This window comes from Sulfurimonas paralvinellae, from assembly GCF_014905135.1.
Classification (GTDB): domain Bacteria; phylum Campylobacterota; class Campylobacteria; order Campylobacterales; family Sulfurimonadaceae; genus Sulfurimonas; species Sulfurimonas paralvinellae.
Genome location: NZ_CP041406.1, coordinates 1 through 15,397, shown reverse-complemented (window position 1 = coordinate 15,397; position 15,397 = coordinate 1). Strand labels below are relative to the sequence as shown.

Annotated in this window: 15 protein-coding genes; 2 read left to right on the top strand and 13 right to left on the bottom strand. The window is 37.4% G+C overall.

Annotation, left to right across the window (positions count from 1 at the left end):
* Positions 1 to 8 precede the first annotated feature (8 nt).
* Genes FM071_RS00075 through FM071_RS00055 form a run of 5 tightly spaced genes read right to left on the bottom strand, consistent with a single transcriptional unit; the run spans position 9 to position 3,517 of the window.
* Complete coding sequence (locus FM071_RS00075; protein ID WP_226960536.1) at positions 9 to 236, bottom strand: hypothetical protein; 228 nt, start codon at positions 234 to 236, stop codon at positions 9 to 11.
* Between the two features lie 8 nt (positions 237 to 244).
* Complete coding sequence (locus tag FM071_RS00070) at positions 245 to 1,078, bottom strand: FAD-dependent thymidylate synthase (RefSeq protein WP_193110937.1); 834 nt, start codon at positions 1,076 to 1,078, stop codon at positions 245 to 247.
* A gap of 55 nt (positions 1,079 to 1,133) precedes the next feature.
* Positions 1,134 to 1,772 (bottom strand): protein-L-isoaspartate(D-aspartate) O-methyltransferase, encoded by a 639-nt coding sequence (locus tag FM071_RS00065; protein ID WP_193110936.1) that lies wholly within the window; start codon positions 1,770 to 1,772, stop codon positions 1,134 to 1,136.
* Positions 1,765 to 2,508 carry a carbon-nitrogen hydrolase family protein gene (locus tag FM071_RS00060; protein WP_193110935.1) on the bottom strand — a complete coding sequence of 248 codons (744 nt, stop codon included), beginning with the start codon at positions 2,506 to 2,508 and terminating at the stop codon, positions 1,765 to 1,767. Before FM071_RS00060 ends, FM071_RS00065 begins: the two co-directional genes overlap by 8 nt.
* Positions 2,495 to 3,517 carry a ribonucleotide-diphosphate reductase subunit beta gene (locus FM071_RS00055; RefSeq protein ID WP_193110934.1) on the bottom strand — a complete coding sequence of 341 codons (1,023 nt, stop codon included), beginning with the start codon at positions 3,515 to 3,517 and terminating at the stop codon, positions 2,495 to 2,497. The genes FM071_RS00060 and FM071_RS00055 overlap by 14 nt, the downstream gene beginning before the upstream one ends.
* Before the next feature lie 72 nt (positions 3,518 to 3,589).
* On the opposite strand from FM071_RS00055, the gene FM071_RS00050 reads away from it, so the two are divergent.
* The gene (locus FM071_RS00050) at positions 3,590 to 4,582 is read left to right on the top strand and encodes a hydrolase (protein WP_193110933.1); all 993 of its coding nucleotides are present in this window, start codon (positions 3,590 to 3,592) and stop codon (positions 4,580 to 4,582) included.
* Here the strand turns inward: FM071_RS00050 and FM071_RS00045 are convergent.
* On the bottom strand, positions 4,530 to 4,787 hold the full coding sequence (locus tag FM071_RS00045; protein ID WP_193110932.1) for a hypothetical protein: 258 nt from the start codon (positions 4,785 to 4,787) through the stop codon (positions 4,530 to 4,532). The genes FM071_RS00050 and FM071_RS00045 overlap by 53 nt on opposite strands.
* A gap of 52 nt (positions 4,788 to 4,839) precedes the next feature.
* The gene (typA, locus tag FM071_RS00040; protein ID WP_193110931.1) at positions 4,840 to 6,648 is read right to left on the bottom strand and encodes a translational GTPase TypA; all 1,809 of its coding nucleotides are present in this window, start codon (positions 6,646 to 6,648) and stop codon (positions 4,840 to 4,842) included.
* A 158-nt stretch (positions 6,649 to 6,806) separates the two neighbouring features.
* Here typA and FM071_RS00035 point away from each other — a divergent pair, with 158 nt between their 5' ends.
* Positions 6,807 to 8,060, top strand: a complete 1,254-nt coding sequence (locus FM071_RS00035) for a CCA tRNA nucleotidyltransferase (RefSeq protein WP_193110930.1) — start codon at positions 6,807 to 6,809, stop codon at positions 8,058 to 8,060.
* Here the strand turns inward: FM071_RS00035 and FM071_RS00030 are convergent.
* From FM071_RS00030 to dnaA, 6 genes are all read right to left on the bottom strand, one after another.
* Positions 8,034 to 8,522 (bottom strand): hypothetical protein, encoded by a 489-nt coding sequence (locus FM071_RS00030; protein ID WP_193110929.1) that lies wholly within the window; start codon positions 8,520 to 8,522, stop codon positions 8,034 to 8,036. The two genes, FM071_RS00035 and FM071_RS00030, sit on opposite strands and share 27 nt — an antisense overlap.
* A gap of 12 nt (positions 8,523 to 8,534) precedes the next feature.
* Positions 8,535 to 8,918, bottom strand: a complete 384-nt coding sequence (queF, locus tag FM071_RS00025; protein WP_193110928.1) for a preQ(1) synthase — start codon at positions 8,916 to 8,918, stop codon at positions 8,535 to 8,537.
* Positions 8,919 to 8,928: 10 nt separating this feature from the next.
* Complete coding sequence (locus FM071_RS00020; RefSeq protein WP_193110927.1) at positions 8,929 to 10,320, bottom strand: EAL domain-containing protein; 1,392 nt, start codon at positions 10,318 to 10,320, stop codon at positions 8,929 to 8,931.
* Complete coding sequence (gene gyrB / locus FM071_RS00015; RefSeq protein ID WP_193110926.1) at positions 10,321 to 12,642, bottom strand: DNA topoisomerase (ATP-hydrolyzing) subunit B; 2,322 nt, start codon at positions 12,640 to 12,642, stop codon at positions 10,321 to 10,323.
* Between the two features lie 112 nt (positions 12,643 to 12,754).
* On the bottom strand, positions 12,755 to 13,822 hold the full coding sequence (gene dnaN, locus FM071_RS00010; RefSeq protein ID WP_193110925.1) for a DNA polymerase III subunit beta: 1,068 nt from the start codon (positions 13,820 to 13,822) through the stop codon (positions 12,755 to 12,757).
* A 180-nt stretch (positions 13,823 to 14,002) separates the two neighbouring features.
* On the bottom strand, positions 14,003 to 15,310 hold the full coding sequence (dnaA, locus tag FM071_RS00005) for a chromosomal replication initiator protein DnaA (protein ID WP_193110924.1): 1,308 nt from the start codon (positions 15,308 to 15,310) through the stop codon (positions 14,003 to 14,005).
* Positions 15,311 to 15,397: the final 87 nt, after the last annotated feature.

Genomic DNA, 15,397 nt, shown 5'->3' with positions numbered 1-15,397 from the left:
GAATTATACTACTTTTCTCTGTTAAACTCTAGGTCTTTATCAGAGACTTTTTTCTCATCACTCACTTTGTCAAAAGCTTTATCCGCCTCTTTTTTACTGTAGTCTCTACACTCTTGAGGCATTGGAGGACGACTTGGGTCTGAGGCTATCTCATCACACATAGAAGCGGTTATTTTTACTTGTGAGCAGGCACTTAAACCAAGTACCACAAAAAGAGCAAATATATATTTCATCATTTTGTTTCCTATTTCTTTTTGATAATCAAATCAAGATATTTTTTTGGAGTGACTTTCATCATCTCCTGAGCGAGCCAGCGTATCTGAAAGTATGCAGCACCGCTTTCACGCAATGTGAAGTAATTTTTCAGACTTCGAAGGTTGAAAGTCACAACCATATCCACTTTCCAGTTATCGGTGACAATATGCTTGAAAGCATCCCCGACATTACGCTTTTTCTTGCCGTTTTGCAGCACTTCATACATCTCTTGCGGTTTACCGTTGAGCTCTTTTAAATAAGGCAGGGAACTCTTTGCAACAGCAGTGGCATAAAAATTTTCTATCTTTTGAGATTGAAAATCAAGTTTGTCATACATCGCACCGATCTCTAAACGGTTATATGCAGCATCAGCAGTCACAAACATATCAAATTCCGCTGCTTTATCAATAAAGAAGTCTCTGTCCCCTCCATGCTTCGATGCTACAAAGGCATTGATAATACCGCTCATTGTATAACGGGTAGAACGAACCGAGATAGCTTGAATACGATGACGGGCATGTTCTTGCAATACGCCGCGTGAGGTGCCGCGTACAAGATAAGAGAGGTTTGCATGTTCTAAAATAGAGTGGTGAAAATAGGTCCAAGCAAGATCTTCGAGTAGTGCGGAATCTTCTATTTCATTGAGTGTATCGCACATATCGGCATCAGGGAGTTTATGCTCTATGTTTTTAATAACATCATTCTCACTGTTAGTAAAACTGTCATAACAAGTTCGTGCTGCTGTTTCAGCAACACCAATGCCCGTCTCTTGAAGCAGAACAACCTGTGGTCTTGTATATTGTATACCGTACATCTCTTCCATAATCAGCCCTATTGTGAATAATTCTTCTTATTTTACAATAAAAAGCTTATAGTAACTATTTAACAACACCGTCCAAAACAGGAACAAAATCACAATCTTCAAGTTCCTCTTCGATGATTCGCTCACCATCTTTTAAAAAACGGGTGATGACCTGTTTGCCGTCACGCTCCATCGGTGCGACTAAAATGCCGCCGTCAGCGAGCTGTTCAAATAGTTTTTGCGGTATCTCTTTCGCCGTTGCCGAGAAAAGAATTCTATCATAGGGAGCGTACTGTATCCACCCTTTTTGACCGTCATCCGTACGTGTATGGACATTATTGATACCCAGCTCACGAAAGCGTTTTTTTGCTTCAAGTATCAAAGGCTCTATGCGTTCTATGGTAAAAACACCACGAAAGAGCTGAGAGAGTACCGCTGCCTGATAGCCGCTGCCACAGCCAACTTCCAGCACTCTGTCTGCGCCGCGCGGAAAAAGATACTCCGTCATCTTGGCAACCGTCAGAGGTGATGAAATGTACTGATTGGCACTGATTGGAAGTGCATCGAGCTTGTAAGCCTGATTTCTAAAACCCATAGGAACAAAGGCTTCTCTGTTTGTTTTGGCTATTGCCGCTTTTACTTCAGGTGAGAGAGGAAAATTTTTCTCTATCTCATCGGCCATACGTGCTGTTTTTGTCGCTGTTATTCTATCCAATACCTACATCCATATATCGCCTCATAAGGCTTATCTCTTTTTTACTGTATGCCTGCGTTAAGCAAGGCGTATTCCCATTTCTCTGTTCTTTTCCCTGCGGGTCAATGATACCGCTGAGCCTCGTACATTCACTGTTCTTTGAATCACTCGCAACCACATAACACTGGTTCATCAAAGCAAGTGCCTGCGTGAGAATCTTAAAATGCTCACTTCTAAGCTCTCCCCACCAAGATGACACAGCGATAACATCCGCACCTTCACTTTGACACCACAGCTCTTTAAAACGCAGCTCAAAACAGATAAAAACCGCTATCTTGATGCCATCAACTTCAATGATCTCAAAATCATCGACACTCCCCTCTTTCATATACTTATGTTCATCTCCAAAACGAAAGAGCTTTGCCTTGGCACGTTCATAAACGACTCCGCCGTTATAAAACACTTTTGCAAAATTATAAACTTCACCCTCACGCTCTTCCAACATTGTGAGTATAATGATCTTCTTGCGTGAAGCCTTTTTCAATGCTGCTGTTGCGTGAGGAGCAAAACGGAGCATCACCTCCATATTTTCATAATCATAACTTGTTAAACAGACCTCCGGTGCAACAATGAGACTTTTATCATTTGTCTCGCTGATAAGACCAAGCAATGTTTGAAGATTTTTTTCATAATCGGGAGTTGTCTCAAAAAGAAGTGAGCACAGAGCGTACTCACCGGAAGTTTTAGAAGTCGTCATCAAAAGAGAGGCTTCCTTTTGAATAGTTGGCTACATTACCCTCAAAGAAGTTTGTTTTTTGATCATTGAATTTTGCGAAATCATCAACCCATTTGATAGGATTGCTGACATTGTAGAGTTTTTCAAAACCAACAGAAGCAAGTCTATCATCTGCAAGATACTGAATATACTGCTCAACTATTTCGTTGGTAAGTCCAAGAATCTGTCCCTGTGTAATATATTTACCCCAGTCACTCTCAAGCACTACCGCTTTTTTGAACATATCATAGACATCAGCTTTAAGCTGTTCTGTAAAAAGATCCGGTCGCTCTTTTCTAAGAGTATTGATAAGATTTTGAAAGAGAACGAGGTGCGTCACTTCATCACGCTGAATAAAACGAATCATCTGTGCACTTCCCAACATCTTCCCTGCACGTGCAAGTGTATAGATATAGGTAAATCCGCTGTAGAAGTAGATGCCCTCTAAGATCTGGTTTGCAAAACAGGCTTTTAAGAAGTTCGTATCTGTCGGATTTTCTGAAAGTTCTTCGTAAACGGCTGCAATAGCGTCATTTTTATGCTTGAGCATCATATCTCTGCGCCACAGATCGTAGATCTCTTCAGAGTTTGTCGAAATAGAATCAACCATAACAGCATAACTCTGTGAATGCAGTGCCTCTTCAAAAGATTGACGCACTAAAATAAGATTAATTTCCGGTGCCGTCACATAAGGATTGACATTGTCTATAAGATTGTTCGTTTGCAGTGAATCCATAAAGATAAGCTGTGAGAGTGCTTTATCATATGCTGTTTTCTCCGCATCTGTCAGGTTTTTATAGTCATTGACATCACGTGTCATATCGACCTCTTTTGGAAACCATGTGTTGTTTAACATCATCTCCCAAAGATTATATGCCCACTGATACTTGATGTTGTTGAGTTCAAAGATCCCTGTCGGATTACCACCGAAAACTTTTCTGTCATTTACATTTTCTGTTGAATCCGGATTGTATATCTGTTTTCTGTTCATGTGGTTTCCTCGATTTATTAGTAAGTATATGATTATAGCCATCTGTAGATAAAATTTTGATAAGATAGCAGTATGAATTTTCAACCCTCGTTCCTGTTAAAAAACAGACATCTGCAAACCATATACGCTTCATTTTTCAGGAAGCTGCCATCGCTTGACTGTAAGAGTGAAATATTTGAACTCAGTGACGGCGATTTTGTAGAGGCTTGCTGGTACACGCTAACAAATCATACTAACACAACACCTGTCGTTATCCTCTTTCACGGTCTGGCAGGATCGCATAAATCTATCTATATTCAGGGAATGATACAGGCGCTTCATGCTGCCAAAATATCTTGTGTTGTCATGCATTTTCGAGGATGTTCCGGCATGGACAATCGCAAAGCACGCTCCTATCACAGTGGTGACACACACGATGCCGCAGAGTTTATACAAAGCGTAAAAAATCGCTATCCTCACGCAAAACTTGGTGCTATTGGTTATTCACTCGGAGCCAATATGCTGCTGAAATATCTTGGAGAGACGCAAAAAGACTCTTTACTCAATGCTGCTGTAGGTGTATCGGCACCTATGCAGCTTGCACTATCCTCTGCACAGATGAACAGAGGATTTTCACGATTTTATCAGAAACTGCTCCTCAAAGATCTCCGTAGTGCACTGGAAGAAAAATATGAAAAATATGATATGCAAAAACTCATAGGCCTCCAAAAAAAAGATATCAAAAAACTCAAAAATTTCAAGCTTTTCGATGAAGCCTATACAGCAAAGATTAACGGTTTTGAATCGGCAGAGGATTATTATAAAAAAAGCAGTGCAAAACAGTTTTTAAACAAAATAGAGACGCCGACGCTTATTATTCATGCCAAAGATGATCCTTTTATGACACCTGAGGTCATTCCGACAAAACAAGAGGTTTCACCCTCAGTACAACTGAAAATACTCGATCATGGTGGTCATGTGGGCTTTATTTCAGGAACACTGCTGCGGCCAAAGTACTGGCTTGAAGAGGAGATTATTGATTTCCTTCAACCTCTTCTTTCATCTTCTGCGGATCAAAACGCTTAATCCCTTTTCTGCCCTCAAATCCCTGCGCTTCATCATTGATAGAGTTAACCATATCATTTTTAAATTCAGTTGCTGTATGCCCTGTCTCATGTGAATAGACAATATAGCCGCCGATTGCTAGAGTAATGAGTAAAAGAAGTGTGTTGTTGTGTTGAAAAAAGAAGTAGACTAAAACTACAATGATAAGAAGTGATAAAAGGTACATACTGTGCTATCCTTGTAAAAAATTATTACAAGTATAGCATAGAAGTAAAAACTTATTTGTTTTTACGTGAGTGGCGTTTTCTTTCGTTTTCTGTAAGGTATTTTTTACGGATACGGATATTTTCAGGTGTGACTTCAAGAAGTTCATCATCTTCGATCCACTCTAACGCACGCTCTAGTGACATATCACGCGGCGGAACAAGCTTGATCGCTTCATCGGCACCGCTTGAACGTACATTTGACTGTGCTTTTCCTTTAATAGGATTGACTACGAGGTCATTTGAACGTGAATGCTCTCCGATAATCATACCTTCGTATACTTTTGTCTGAACACCGACAAAAAGAACACCACGGTCCTGAATACCAAAAAGTGAGAATGCCAATGTCTCACCATCTACCATAGAGATAAGCGCACCATAACTTCTTGACTCAACAGCACCTGTAAACGGACGGAACTCAAGGAAAGAGTGGTTCATTACACCTTCACCTTTTGTATCTGTCAAGAACTGTCCTCGGAATCCGATAAGTGCACGTGCAGGAATTTCAAACTCAATACGTTGGAAGCCTTGCCCCATTGGAAGCATAGATTTCATCTCTGCTTTACGTTTTCCAAGACGCTCGATAACTGTACCGCTTAAATCTTCAGGAACATCAATAACCAAATGTTCGAACGGTTCACATTTCACACCTTCGATCTCTTTAACGATAACTTCCGGACGGCTGATTGAGAATTCATAACCCTCACGACGCATATTCTCAGCAAGAACAGTGATCTGAAGTTCACCACGTCCGCTGACTTTGAATTTACCCTCACCGATAGTTTCAAGACGCATTGCAACATTTGTACGCATCTCAAACTCAAGTCTGTCTTTAAGTTTGTTCGATGTTACGTGTTTTCCTTCTTGACCGGCAAGTGGAGAATCATTAACTGCAAATACAACGGTCAGAGTAGGCTCTTCAACGTGCATAGGATCTAGGGCCACAGGGTTTTCAGGATCAGCAATCGTATCACCTACGTCTACTGTTTCCATCCCTGCAAATGCAACGATATCACCAGCTTCTGCTTCGTCGATCTCCATACGGTTCAATCCGTGAAAACCGATAAGTTTCGAGATTTTACCTTTAACCAGTTCACCGTCAGACTTCGCAAGCATAACATTGTCACCTTTTCTAACAGTACCGTTAAAGATACGGCTGATACCGATTTTTCCAACGTAGTTGTCATAGTCAAGTGTAAATACCTGTGCTTGAAGCGGATTGGCTGCATCACCTTCCGGCTCTGGAACATGTTCTAAAATCGTTTCAAAGATACACTCAAAGTTACCATCAGGATCATTCATATCTAATTTTGCCATACCATCACGAGCAGCAGCATAAATAACAGGGAAATCCTGCTGCTCATCTGTTGCACCCATAGCTGCAAAAAGGTCGAACATTTCATCAACAACACGTTCTGGGTCTGCTGAAGGTTTGTCAATTTTATTAATGACTACAATCGGCATTTTACCAAGTGCAAGCATTTTCTTAACAACAAACTTAGTTTGTGGCATAACACCTTCATAAGCATCGACAAGCACTAAAACACCATCAACCATTTTTAGGACACGTTCAACTTCTCCACCAAAATCGGCGTGGCCCGGAGTGTCAATAATGTTAATTTTATAATCTTTGTAACGAATAGCCGTATTTTTAGAAAGAATCGTAATACCACGTTCTTTTTCTAAATCATTGCTATCCATAGCTCTTTCATCATGTTGTTCATGTGAACCGAATGTACCGGATTGCTCCAGTAAACCATCAACCAGTGTAGTTTTACCGTGGTCAACGTGAGCGATAACGGCAATATTTCTAATTTTTTGCATTTGCAGTTTCCTTCTATGTGGGAAAAATTTTCGCGATTATACCTAAATTTCTATTACATACCCGTTAAATTAGTGTTATAATGACCAATACATTTATAAAATGTGTGGAAAATCTCTCTTTTTGATAAAGTTTTAAATAGGAAAACAAAATAATAATAATGAAAAAATTTGAATATCCAAATAAATTAAATATTATATTTGATAAACTAAATAATTTTAGCATTAAGCCTGTTCTTGTCGGTGGATTTGTAAGAGATTTCTTTTTAAACATCAAATCAAAAGATATTGACATTGAGCTTTACAATATTGATTCTTTAGAAAAGGTAGAAAAAATTTTACAGGAGTTTGGCTCTGTCAATAGTGTCGGCAAAAGTTTTGGTGTTGTCAAACTTCTTTATGATGATCTTGATCTGGACTTTTCACTTCCTAGAAAAGATTCAAAAATTGCACAGGGACACAAAGGCTTCAGTGTCAGTGTGGATTCACATATGGACTTTAAGAGTGCTGCAAGACGAAGAGATTTCACTATAAATGCCATTGGGTATGATGTGTCCATCCGTGAGATACTCAATCCATATCATGGAATCCGTGATCTACAAAACAGAGTACTGCAGGCGGTCGATCTAGAAAAATTCGGCGAAGATCCACTTCGTGTACTTCGAGGTGTGACTTTTGCTTCGAGATTTGAGCTTACAATAGAGAAAAACCTCTTTACTCTTTCAAAAGAGATGATACAACAAGGCGTTCTTGGGCAACTGCCTCGTGAACGCATATTTAAAGAGATAGAAAAGATTTTACTGCTTTCACCTCATCCATCGCATGCATTCAAACTTCTTAAAAATCTCTCTGCTTTTACTTTTTTTTCAGAGTTTACAACACTTGATGAAGAGAAGTTCCTTCAAATGCTTACGGCACTCGACAACGCAAAAGAAATTTCTAACTCCTTGAAGTGTCCGGATAAACTCACACTTCTATTAGCCGTACTCTGTTCACAGTTTACTCATAAACAGAGGCAAACATTTTTAGAAAAATTGACGCAGGATAAAAAACTTATTCACACTGTCGGCTTATTAACAGAGACGTTGTTTGATTTTGAAGAGGTGACAAATTATACTCTCTACAAAGTGGCAAACAAAGTAAAGCTCAACCTTTATTTTCACTATCTTCATGCTCTGTATCCGCAAAAAGAGCAACAGATAGTAAGATTAAGAAAAAAGGCTCAAAAATTGGGAATATTAGAAAAAAAACTCGAACCTTTTTTACAAGGAAGAGATCTTATCGCTGCAGGGCTCACTCCATCTAAAGAGTTCTCAAATATACTCTCAACAGCCTATGAACTACAGATGAAAGAAGAGCTTAAAACAAAAGAAGAGGCACTGGAGTGGCTACACAGAAGAGTTGTTCTCTCCTAAAATATCCATTTTATTTTTCAAAGCTACTTTTTTATTAATATTTTCAAGTGCAAGATTAACAGCATCGACAAAACGTGAATCATATATTTGTTTATGTTCTTTGTCATAGGCTTCAATAATATCTTTATATGTCTCCACAAACTTTTGCATCAGATCAACTGTTTCAAATGTTATTTTTTTATTCTCTGCAATTGTTAAAACAAGATCAAAAGCCTTCTTCTTTTTTGAATCCATATCATCTGGTTTTAGATAATAGGATTGACTCTTTTTATCCTGCGTTGTCAGACGATGAAGCACAGCGTTAAGCCCCTCTTCACTCACTTCAAAATCTTTGATGTTATTCTTGATGTAAGAGCGCATTTCAGTCAGGTTCATTGTAGATATTTTTTCAATCAAAGCTGCATCTTCTGCAGTTATATCATTTTGATCATCTTTTTTTCTTCCCAAAATACTCTTAAACATCACAATACCTTTTTATTTTGTCATTTTAGAGCTGTCTATTTCTATAACCGTATGCACGTTCCCACGTGGATTAAAATCAGCCGTTACTTTCATATATTTTGGTTTGAGTTTTCTTTCTAAAACTCCGTAAATTTCATTGGCAGAGTTCTCATGTGAAATATGTCTCTCACGAAATGAATTAATGTAAAGTTTTATGGCTTTTAACTCTACCACCCATTTATCCGGTGTATATTCAAGGTATATTGTCGCATAATCGGGATATCCGCTTCTTGGACAGAGGCAGGAAAACTCCGGCAGAGTCATCTTTATGAGATACTCTCTCTCATGTTCATTCGGCCATATCTCCAAATCTTTTTCAACATCAAATTCACTCACAATTTTCTCACCATATTTCATTTTCACTCTCCTAGTTTTTTATCTCTTGCAACAGGGCAAGTTGTTTTCCCTGCATATAATCTATGCCTATTTCTTTACATAACTCATAAGTCTTTTCATCTTCTATGTTCTTGATCCAGGATTTTACTCCTTTTTCATGTGCCATAAGATTAAAACCTTCAATTATACTACGATTTTTCTCTAACTTTTCTGCATTGGAGTAGTAGGTATCAAAACGGATAACATCAATGTCAAGCTCACGCAGATACAAGAAGCTTGTATGTATCGATGCAACCCTGTCAATCGCAAAAGAGACACCAAGATCTTTTAAACTGTTTATAATAGAGTTGTATCTGCTTGTATATGAGTAGTACTCCGCTTCATATAAAACAAACATGAGTTTTGTTTTATGCTCACGAAGAAGTTCTTTCGCACGTGATAAGAACTTTTCGTTTCTGAGCGATGTCGGCAGAATATTAAGCGCGAAAAACCTATCTTCATCTTTACATTTTTGTAAAACTGTTTCTAAAACAGCAAGATCAAACTCACTCCCGAGTCCCAGTTTGTTTATCACTTTGAGATATGTTTTGGGATAGATGACTTTTGTGTTGTTTGCTTTAAGTTTGACAAAACATTCATGAAAAACCACTTCTTCATTTTCAAAAATATCCTGTGACATAACAATAAGGTCTCTGTTATGAAGTGCATTGATAATAATGGATTCCAATTCATTTGGATTCATTTCATCATCACTATCTTTTTGTTTAGAGTTTTTTCTCTTCTCTACGAGTTCAAAAAGATTCTCAATAAGGTAATCAAGTTCGCGTGAGTAGCTTGTATCAGTAATGGCACCCGATATTTTAACCTCGATATCTCCTATCTTTAATTCACTCGATTTAAGACACATCAACTCCAAAATAGTGGAATATTTAGCTTTTGGACCCTCTAGGGCCAAAATAAAATCTCCACCTTTTATATGACCCATCGGAAAATTATCTATCCCCTCTTTTTTAAGGTACTCAGCTATCCATAAGGCTACCTCACGCAGTATCTTGTCACCGTTTTTAATTCCATAGAGTTTATTGATATCATTGAGATTATCTATACTGATGAGAATCAGCGTGTACTCTTTTTTATCTTTTATCTCCTTTTGAAGATATTCATAAAGATATTCACGTGTAAAAGTTTTTGTCACATCATCAGTAATTTTAACGCTGAAACCGTTATAAATAAGATAAAAAATAAAATAGATACTGACTAAAATAATAAGAGTTGCTTCAATAAAAAAAGAGCTGTGTAAATTTTGATAATTTGTTATCAGTGTATGAGATATAAAAGCGATAATAAGAGCAAAGATAGGAAGGCCGATACGAAGTGCCAATCGAAATCGGTACTCCCTCTCTTTTGTTTCAGGTAATAACATCTAAACGTCTAAGTGTTTTACATCTTTTGCATGTGTTTCAATATAATTTCGACGTGGTTCAACTTCATCACCCATAAAGAGTGTAAAAGCATCCGATGCAGCTTCGGCATCATCTATATTGATCTGTAAAAGTACACGGTTTTCCGGTGTCATCGTTGTTTCCCAAAGCTGTTCAGGATTCATCTCACCAAGACCTTTGTAACGTTGGATATAAGCACCTTTTTTCGCATACTCTTTGACATCTTCAAGAACTTCTATGAAATCTTTATCAAAGGAGATATCCCACTCTTTGATCTTGTTGTAGACAAATGATGCTTCTGCAAAATGCGGTGCGGCAAAAAGCTCATCATTTATAAGCAACTCTTCCATCCCACCCTCTGTTTGAACAAAAAGATGAATCTCATTTGACTCTTCATTGATAGTGTATGTAAGAATATTGTTATTGATAGATTCCAAAAATTTCTTGATCTCTTCAAACATCTCTTTCGCTCCAAGAGAGATAAGATCCGGATTTTCAACAAAATGACGAATGAGTTTTACAAGAGCATAACGACGCTCCAGTGCTTCAAGTGATGCCGCATAATGATCAACCATTCTGAAGTATGCAACAAGATCGTCATGTCCAATTCCATCCACTTCCAATGATTCTACACCATTATCTATAAGATAATCGTTCATCGCTCTGTCATCTTTAAAATAGATCTCTTTTTTCTTACCTTTTGTATAACGGTAAAGCGGCGGTTGTGCAAGATAGAGGTACCCTTTTTCAACGATATCTCTAAAATAACGAAAAAAGAACGTTAGCAGGAGTGTCTGAATGTGACTACCATCGACATCGGCATCGGTCATGATGATAATCTTGTGATAACGGAGTTTCTCTTCGTTATACTCTTCACCTATCCCACAACCCATTGCCGTAATCATATTCGTGATCTCATCAGATTTTAAAATCTTCTCCAAACGCGCTTTTTCAACATTTAAAATCTTACCCTTGAGTGGCAGAATTGCCTGGAATACTCTGTCACGGCCCATTTTTGCAGAACCGCCTGCAGAATCCCCTTCCACCAGGTAAAGTTCACAGATGCTTGCATCTTTACTTTGACAATCGGCAAGTTTACCAGGAAGTGTTCCAACACTCATAGAATCTTTTCTACGCGTAAGCTCACGCGCTTTTTTCGCCGCTTCACGGCCACGGGCTGCCATCAATGCTTTTTGAACAACAGCTTTGGCCTCTAACGGATTTTCTTCAAAATATTTATTTAAAGCTTCACCTGTTGCTTTTTGAATCAACGGGCGAACATAAGTATTTCCAAGTTTTCCTTTTGTTTGACCTTCGAACTGAGGCTCAGGTACACGCACCGAAACAATGGCAATAAGACCTTCTTTAACATCATCACCGGAGATTTTGACATCTTTTTCTTTTGCAGCACCGTTTTTAGCATTATAGTTTGAGATGACACGGGTTAATCCGGCACGAAAACCTGCTTCATGTGTTCCACCGTTTGGAGTACGAATATTATTAACAAAAGAAGCAAGTTTTTCTTCATAGGAGTCATTATACATCAGTGCTATATCAAACTCTATATCATCTGCTTTTCCACTGAAACTGTAAACATTAGCAACAGTTTGTTTTTTATTCATATCGCTTACATACTGTGCAATTCCGCCTTCAAAGTGATAGACTTCTTTTTTATCCGTTCTTTCATCATTGAATTTTATGGTTATAAATGGGTTAAGATATGCAAGTTCTTTAAATCTTTTTGCAAGATAATCATATTCGAACGTTACTGTTTCTGTAAAGATGGAAGGATCAGCTGCAAATTCAATAGTGGTTCCTGTTTTACGAGTCGTTCCCGTTATTTCAAGAGGACCTTGAGGAATACCCATCTTGAAATCTTGTTCATGGATCTTTCCATCACGATAAATAGTCATATGCAGATCAGCTGAGAGTGCATTTACAACTGAAACACCAACCCCATGGAGTCCTCCGGAAACTTTATAAGTATCTTTATCAAATTTACCACCGGCATGAAGAACGGTTAAAACAACGGTTGCCGCGCTCATGTTTTCTGTCGGGTGCATATCAGTAGGAATACCGCGACCATTATCACTTACAATACAGGTACCCCGTTTTGTAAGTGTTACTGTAATAGTATTACAATACCCTGCCATCGCTTCATCTATTGAGTTGTCAATGACTTCATAAACTAAGTGGTGGAGACCGCGATGTCCCGTATCTCCAATATACATACCAGGACGTTTACGAACTGCCTCTAAACCTTTGAGGACTTTAATATTACTAGCACCGTAATTTTGTTCCATTAATAGACTCCATTTATTGCCATCACGGCATAATTAGAGATATTCTATCTAAATAAATATAAAAATAAGTTTTGATTTATAAAATTGGTTTAAAAAAGAGGGTCCAACAGTCTTAAATGACTATTGGCATGACAACTGTAATGAAGTTTTCATCACGAAGAATAAATGGAAGATTCCCTTCATTGAGTCCTATTGTAAACTCTGAAGTGTTAATAGAATTTAAAAAGTCTAGGAGATATCTTGAATTGATGGCGATTGAAAATTTTTCTGTGAAATTTGTTGTAAATGTTATCTCTGTTTTTGCTTCAATATTATCGTCACTTAAACTTTCAAAAGTAATAGTGTCATTTAAAAATGAGATTTTTACATCTGTAGATATTGTCGTTATCTGTTTAATTGCATCTATCATTACTGCTTTTGGAAGAAGCAGATTATGCGCTGTCTCTTTTGGAATGATTCGTGAATATTCAGGAAATTTACCATTGATGAGTTTTGTAAAGAATGTATATTGCTCAGAGTGGATAATAAGATTTGTTTCATCATAGTAAAGTTCGATATTGTCAAAGAAAAGTTTTTGTATTTCAATGATCGCTTTTTTAGGAATGATGATGGAAAGTTCTTTGTCACTTTGATTTTGCACAGTTACTACAGCTAAGCGTCTTGTATCTGTAGCAGCAAAATTGATAACATCGGTTTTAATGTCTATCAATGCACCGTTAAGTTCAAATTTAGGGTTATTTGTATCAATGGCAGGTGTAATTTTTTTAAGTGATTCTATGAGCGTATGCGAATCTATAGATATTCGTGCTTTATTTTCATAGTTTGGAAATTCAGGAAATTCGTTATATGAAAATGTAGGCAGTTTGAAGTTGGAACTTCCTTGAGATATATGAAGTGTATCTCTGATTACTTCAAGAGTTATATCTCCCTCTTTTAATATTCTGACTATATCGAGAAATTTTTTACCGTTTGCAGTGATACTTCCTTCTTTGGTAATATTGACATTGTCTGTTGTAACACAAAAACCTATTTCATAATCTGTGGCTTTAACAGTCAATTTTGAATGAGAAGCATTGAGATAGACATGTGATGTGATTTGTGAAGTATCTTTTTTTTCTAGAAAAGGTCCAGCATGGACTAATATGTTTTCTATGACAGATTTAGATATATTAATCTTCATTTTAAAATCCCTATATTATTTAATAATTTCAGTATGTAGTAGTAGGTGTAAGTGAATATGTGAAAACACTCTATAAACCTCTTGAAACTCATACTTTGTGATGTGATGAAGCATGAAGGTTTACTTCACATCTATTCACTTATACAATTATATCTTTTTTTTAAACTTTTTAACAAAAAACTAAGAAGATGCTGTTATTTTATTGCTCAATTCTTCAATTTTTACTCTAAAATCTTCATCATCTTTGATAAGATCATTGATTTTTTTAATAGTATGACTGATAGCTGTATGGTCTTTCATACCAAAGTACTGAGCAAGTTGGGGCATAGTATTTTGTGTGAGCTCTCGGCAGATATAGATGGATATACGACGGGCATAAACGATATTTTTACTTCTTCCTTTTGAACGAATTTCACTTGGTTTGATGTTAAGATCCTTTGCAACGACCTGAGTGATCTTATCCATTGTGAGATTTTCACGATTTTCATTCATTTGATCTTTGAGGACATTCTTTGTGAATTTGAGATCGATATCGACATGCATCAGTTGTGAATAGGCATGAAGTTTTGAAAGTATCCCCTCTATCTCACGGACATTGCTCTCAATGACCGTTGCAATATAATTGACGATATCTTCAGAAAGTTTCACTTTGTTAATCTCACATTTTTTCTTGATGATGGCTATTTTCGTCTCAAGTTCCGGCGGTTGGATATCAGCAACAAGTCCCCACTCAAAACGGCTTTGGAGCCGTGCTTCAAGACCGCCTATCTTTTTAGGATGTTTGTCTGCTGTGAGTATGATCTGCTTGCCGGCGCCTTTGAGTGCTTCAAAAGTGTGAAAGAACTCCTCTTGTATACCCTCTTTATTTGAGAGAAACTGAATATCATCGATAAGCAGGACATCGCATTTTCTATATTTTTCTTGAAAACGTTCCATTGTTTTGTTACGAACATGACGAATGAAGTCATTTAAGAACTGCTCGACTGTAGTATAGATAACGACTTTCCCTTCGTTTTGCAGTACGTTTCCAGCTGCTTGCATGAGGTGAGTCTTTCCAAGACCGACGCCACCATAGATAAAGAGAGGATTATATACTTTCCCAGGGTTTTCACTGGCACTTTTCACAGCGGCATAGGCAAACTGGTTCGAGCCGCCTACCATGAAGTTATCAAAAGAGTGTGAAGGATTGAGAAGCGAAGAGTTTTGTTTTGCTTCTACAACTTTTTTACTCTTTCTTCTTTCAGTCGTATTTTTCAGTGTGATACGAACAGTGACCTTTGAACCTGTCTTTATCTCAAAGAGATGGGCGATCTTTTCTGTATATTTATTTTTGATCCAGTTAAGTACCAGTGCATTTGGGGCATAAAAAAGAGCCAAATCACCTGTAGATTTTTTACTGTCATACTGTAGATGTCTGATATAACGTTTATATTCTATCTCAGTAATCTCATCTTTGAGCGCTTCTAAAACTTCTTGACCTATATTCACATAAAACCTTATTTTTTCTTTTATATGTGAATAATACTAATGTTTTGCATAAAACAGGGTTAAATTTATGTGAATAACTATAAAAGT

Coding starts and splice junctions, on each gene's coding strand:
- queF (WP_193110928.1), bottom strand. CDS start 8,918: ATGAAATATGGTGAGAAAATTGTGAGTGAATTTGATGTTGAAAAAGAT.
- FM071_RS00060 (WP_193110935.1), bottom strand. CDS start 2,508: ATGACGACTTCTAAAACTTCCGGTGAGTACGCTCTGTGCTCACTTCTT.
- FM071_RS00055 (WP_193110934.1), bottom strand. CDS start 3,517: ATGAACAGAAAACAGATATACAATCCGGATTCAACAGAAAATGTAAAT.
- typA (WP_193110931.1), bottom strand. CDS start 6,648: ATGCAAAAAATTAGAAATATTGCCGTTATCGCTCACGTTGACCACGGT.
- FM071_RS00075 (WP_226960536.1), bottom strand. CDS start 236: ATGATGAAATATATATTTGCTCTTTTTGTGGTACTTGGTTTAAGTGCC.
- FM071_RS00035 (WP_193110930.1), top strand. CDS start 6,807: ATGAAAAAATTTGAATATCCAAATAAATTAAATATTATATTTGATAAA.
- FM071_RS00070 (WP_193110937.1), bottom strand. CDS start 1,078: ATGGAAGAGATGTACGGTATACAATATACAAGACCACAGGTTGTTCTG.
- FM071_RS00045 (WP_193110932.1), bottom strand. CDS start 4,787: ATGTACCTTTTATCACTTCTTATCATTGTAGTTTTAGTCTACTTCTTT.
- gyrB (WP_193110926.1), bottom strand. CDS start 12,642: ATGGAACAAAATTACGGTGCTAGTAATATTAAAGTCCTCAAAGGTTTA.
- dnaN (WP_193110925.1), bottom strand. CDS start 13,822: ATGAAGATTAATATATCTAAATCTGTCATAGAAAACATATTAGTCCAT.
- FM071_RS00030 (WP_193110929.1), bottom strand. CDS start 8,522: ATGTTTAAGAGTATTTTGGGAAGAAAAAAAGATGATCAAAATGATATA.
- FM071_RS00020 (WP_193110927.1), bottom strand. CDS start 10,320: ATGTTATTACCTGAAACAAAAGAGAGGGAGTACCGATTTCGATTGGCA.
- FM071_RS00050 (WP_193110933.1), top strand. CDS start 3,590: ATGAATTTTCAACCCTCGTTCCTGTTAAAAAACAGACATCTGCAAACC.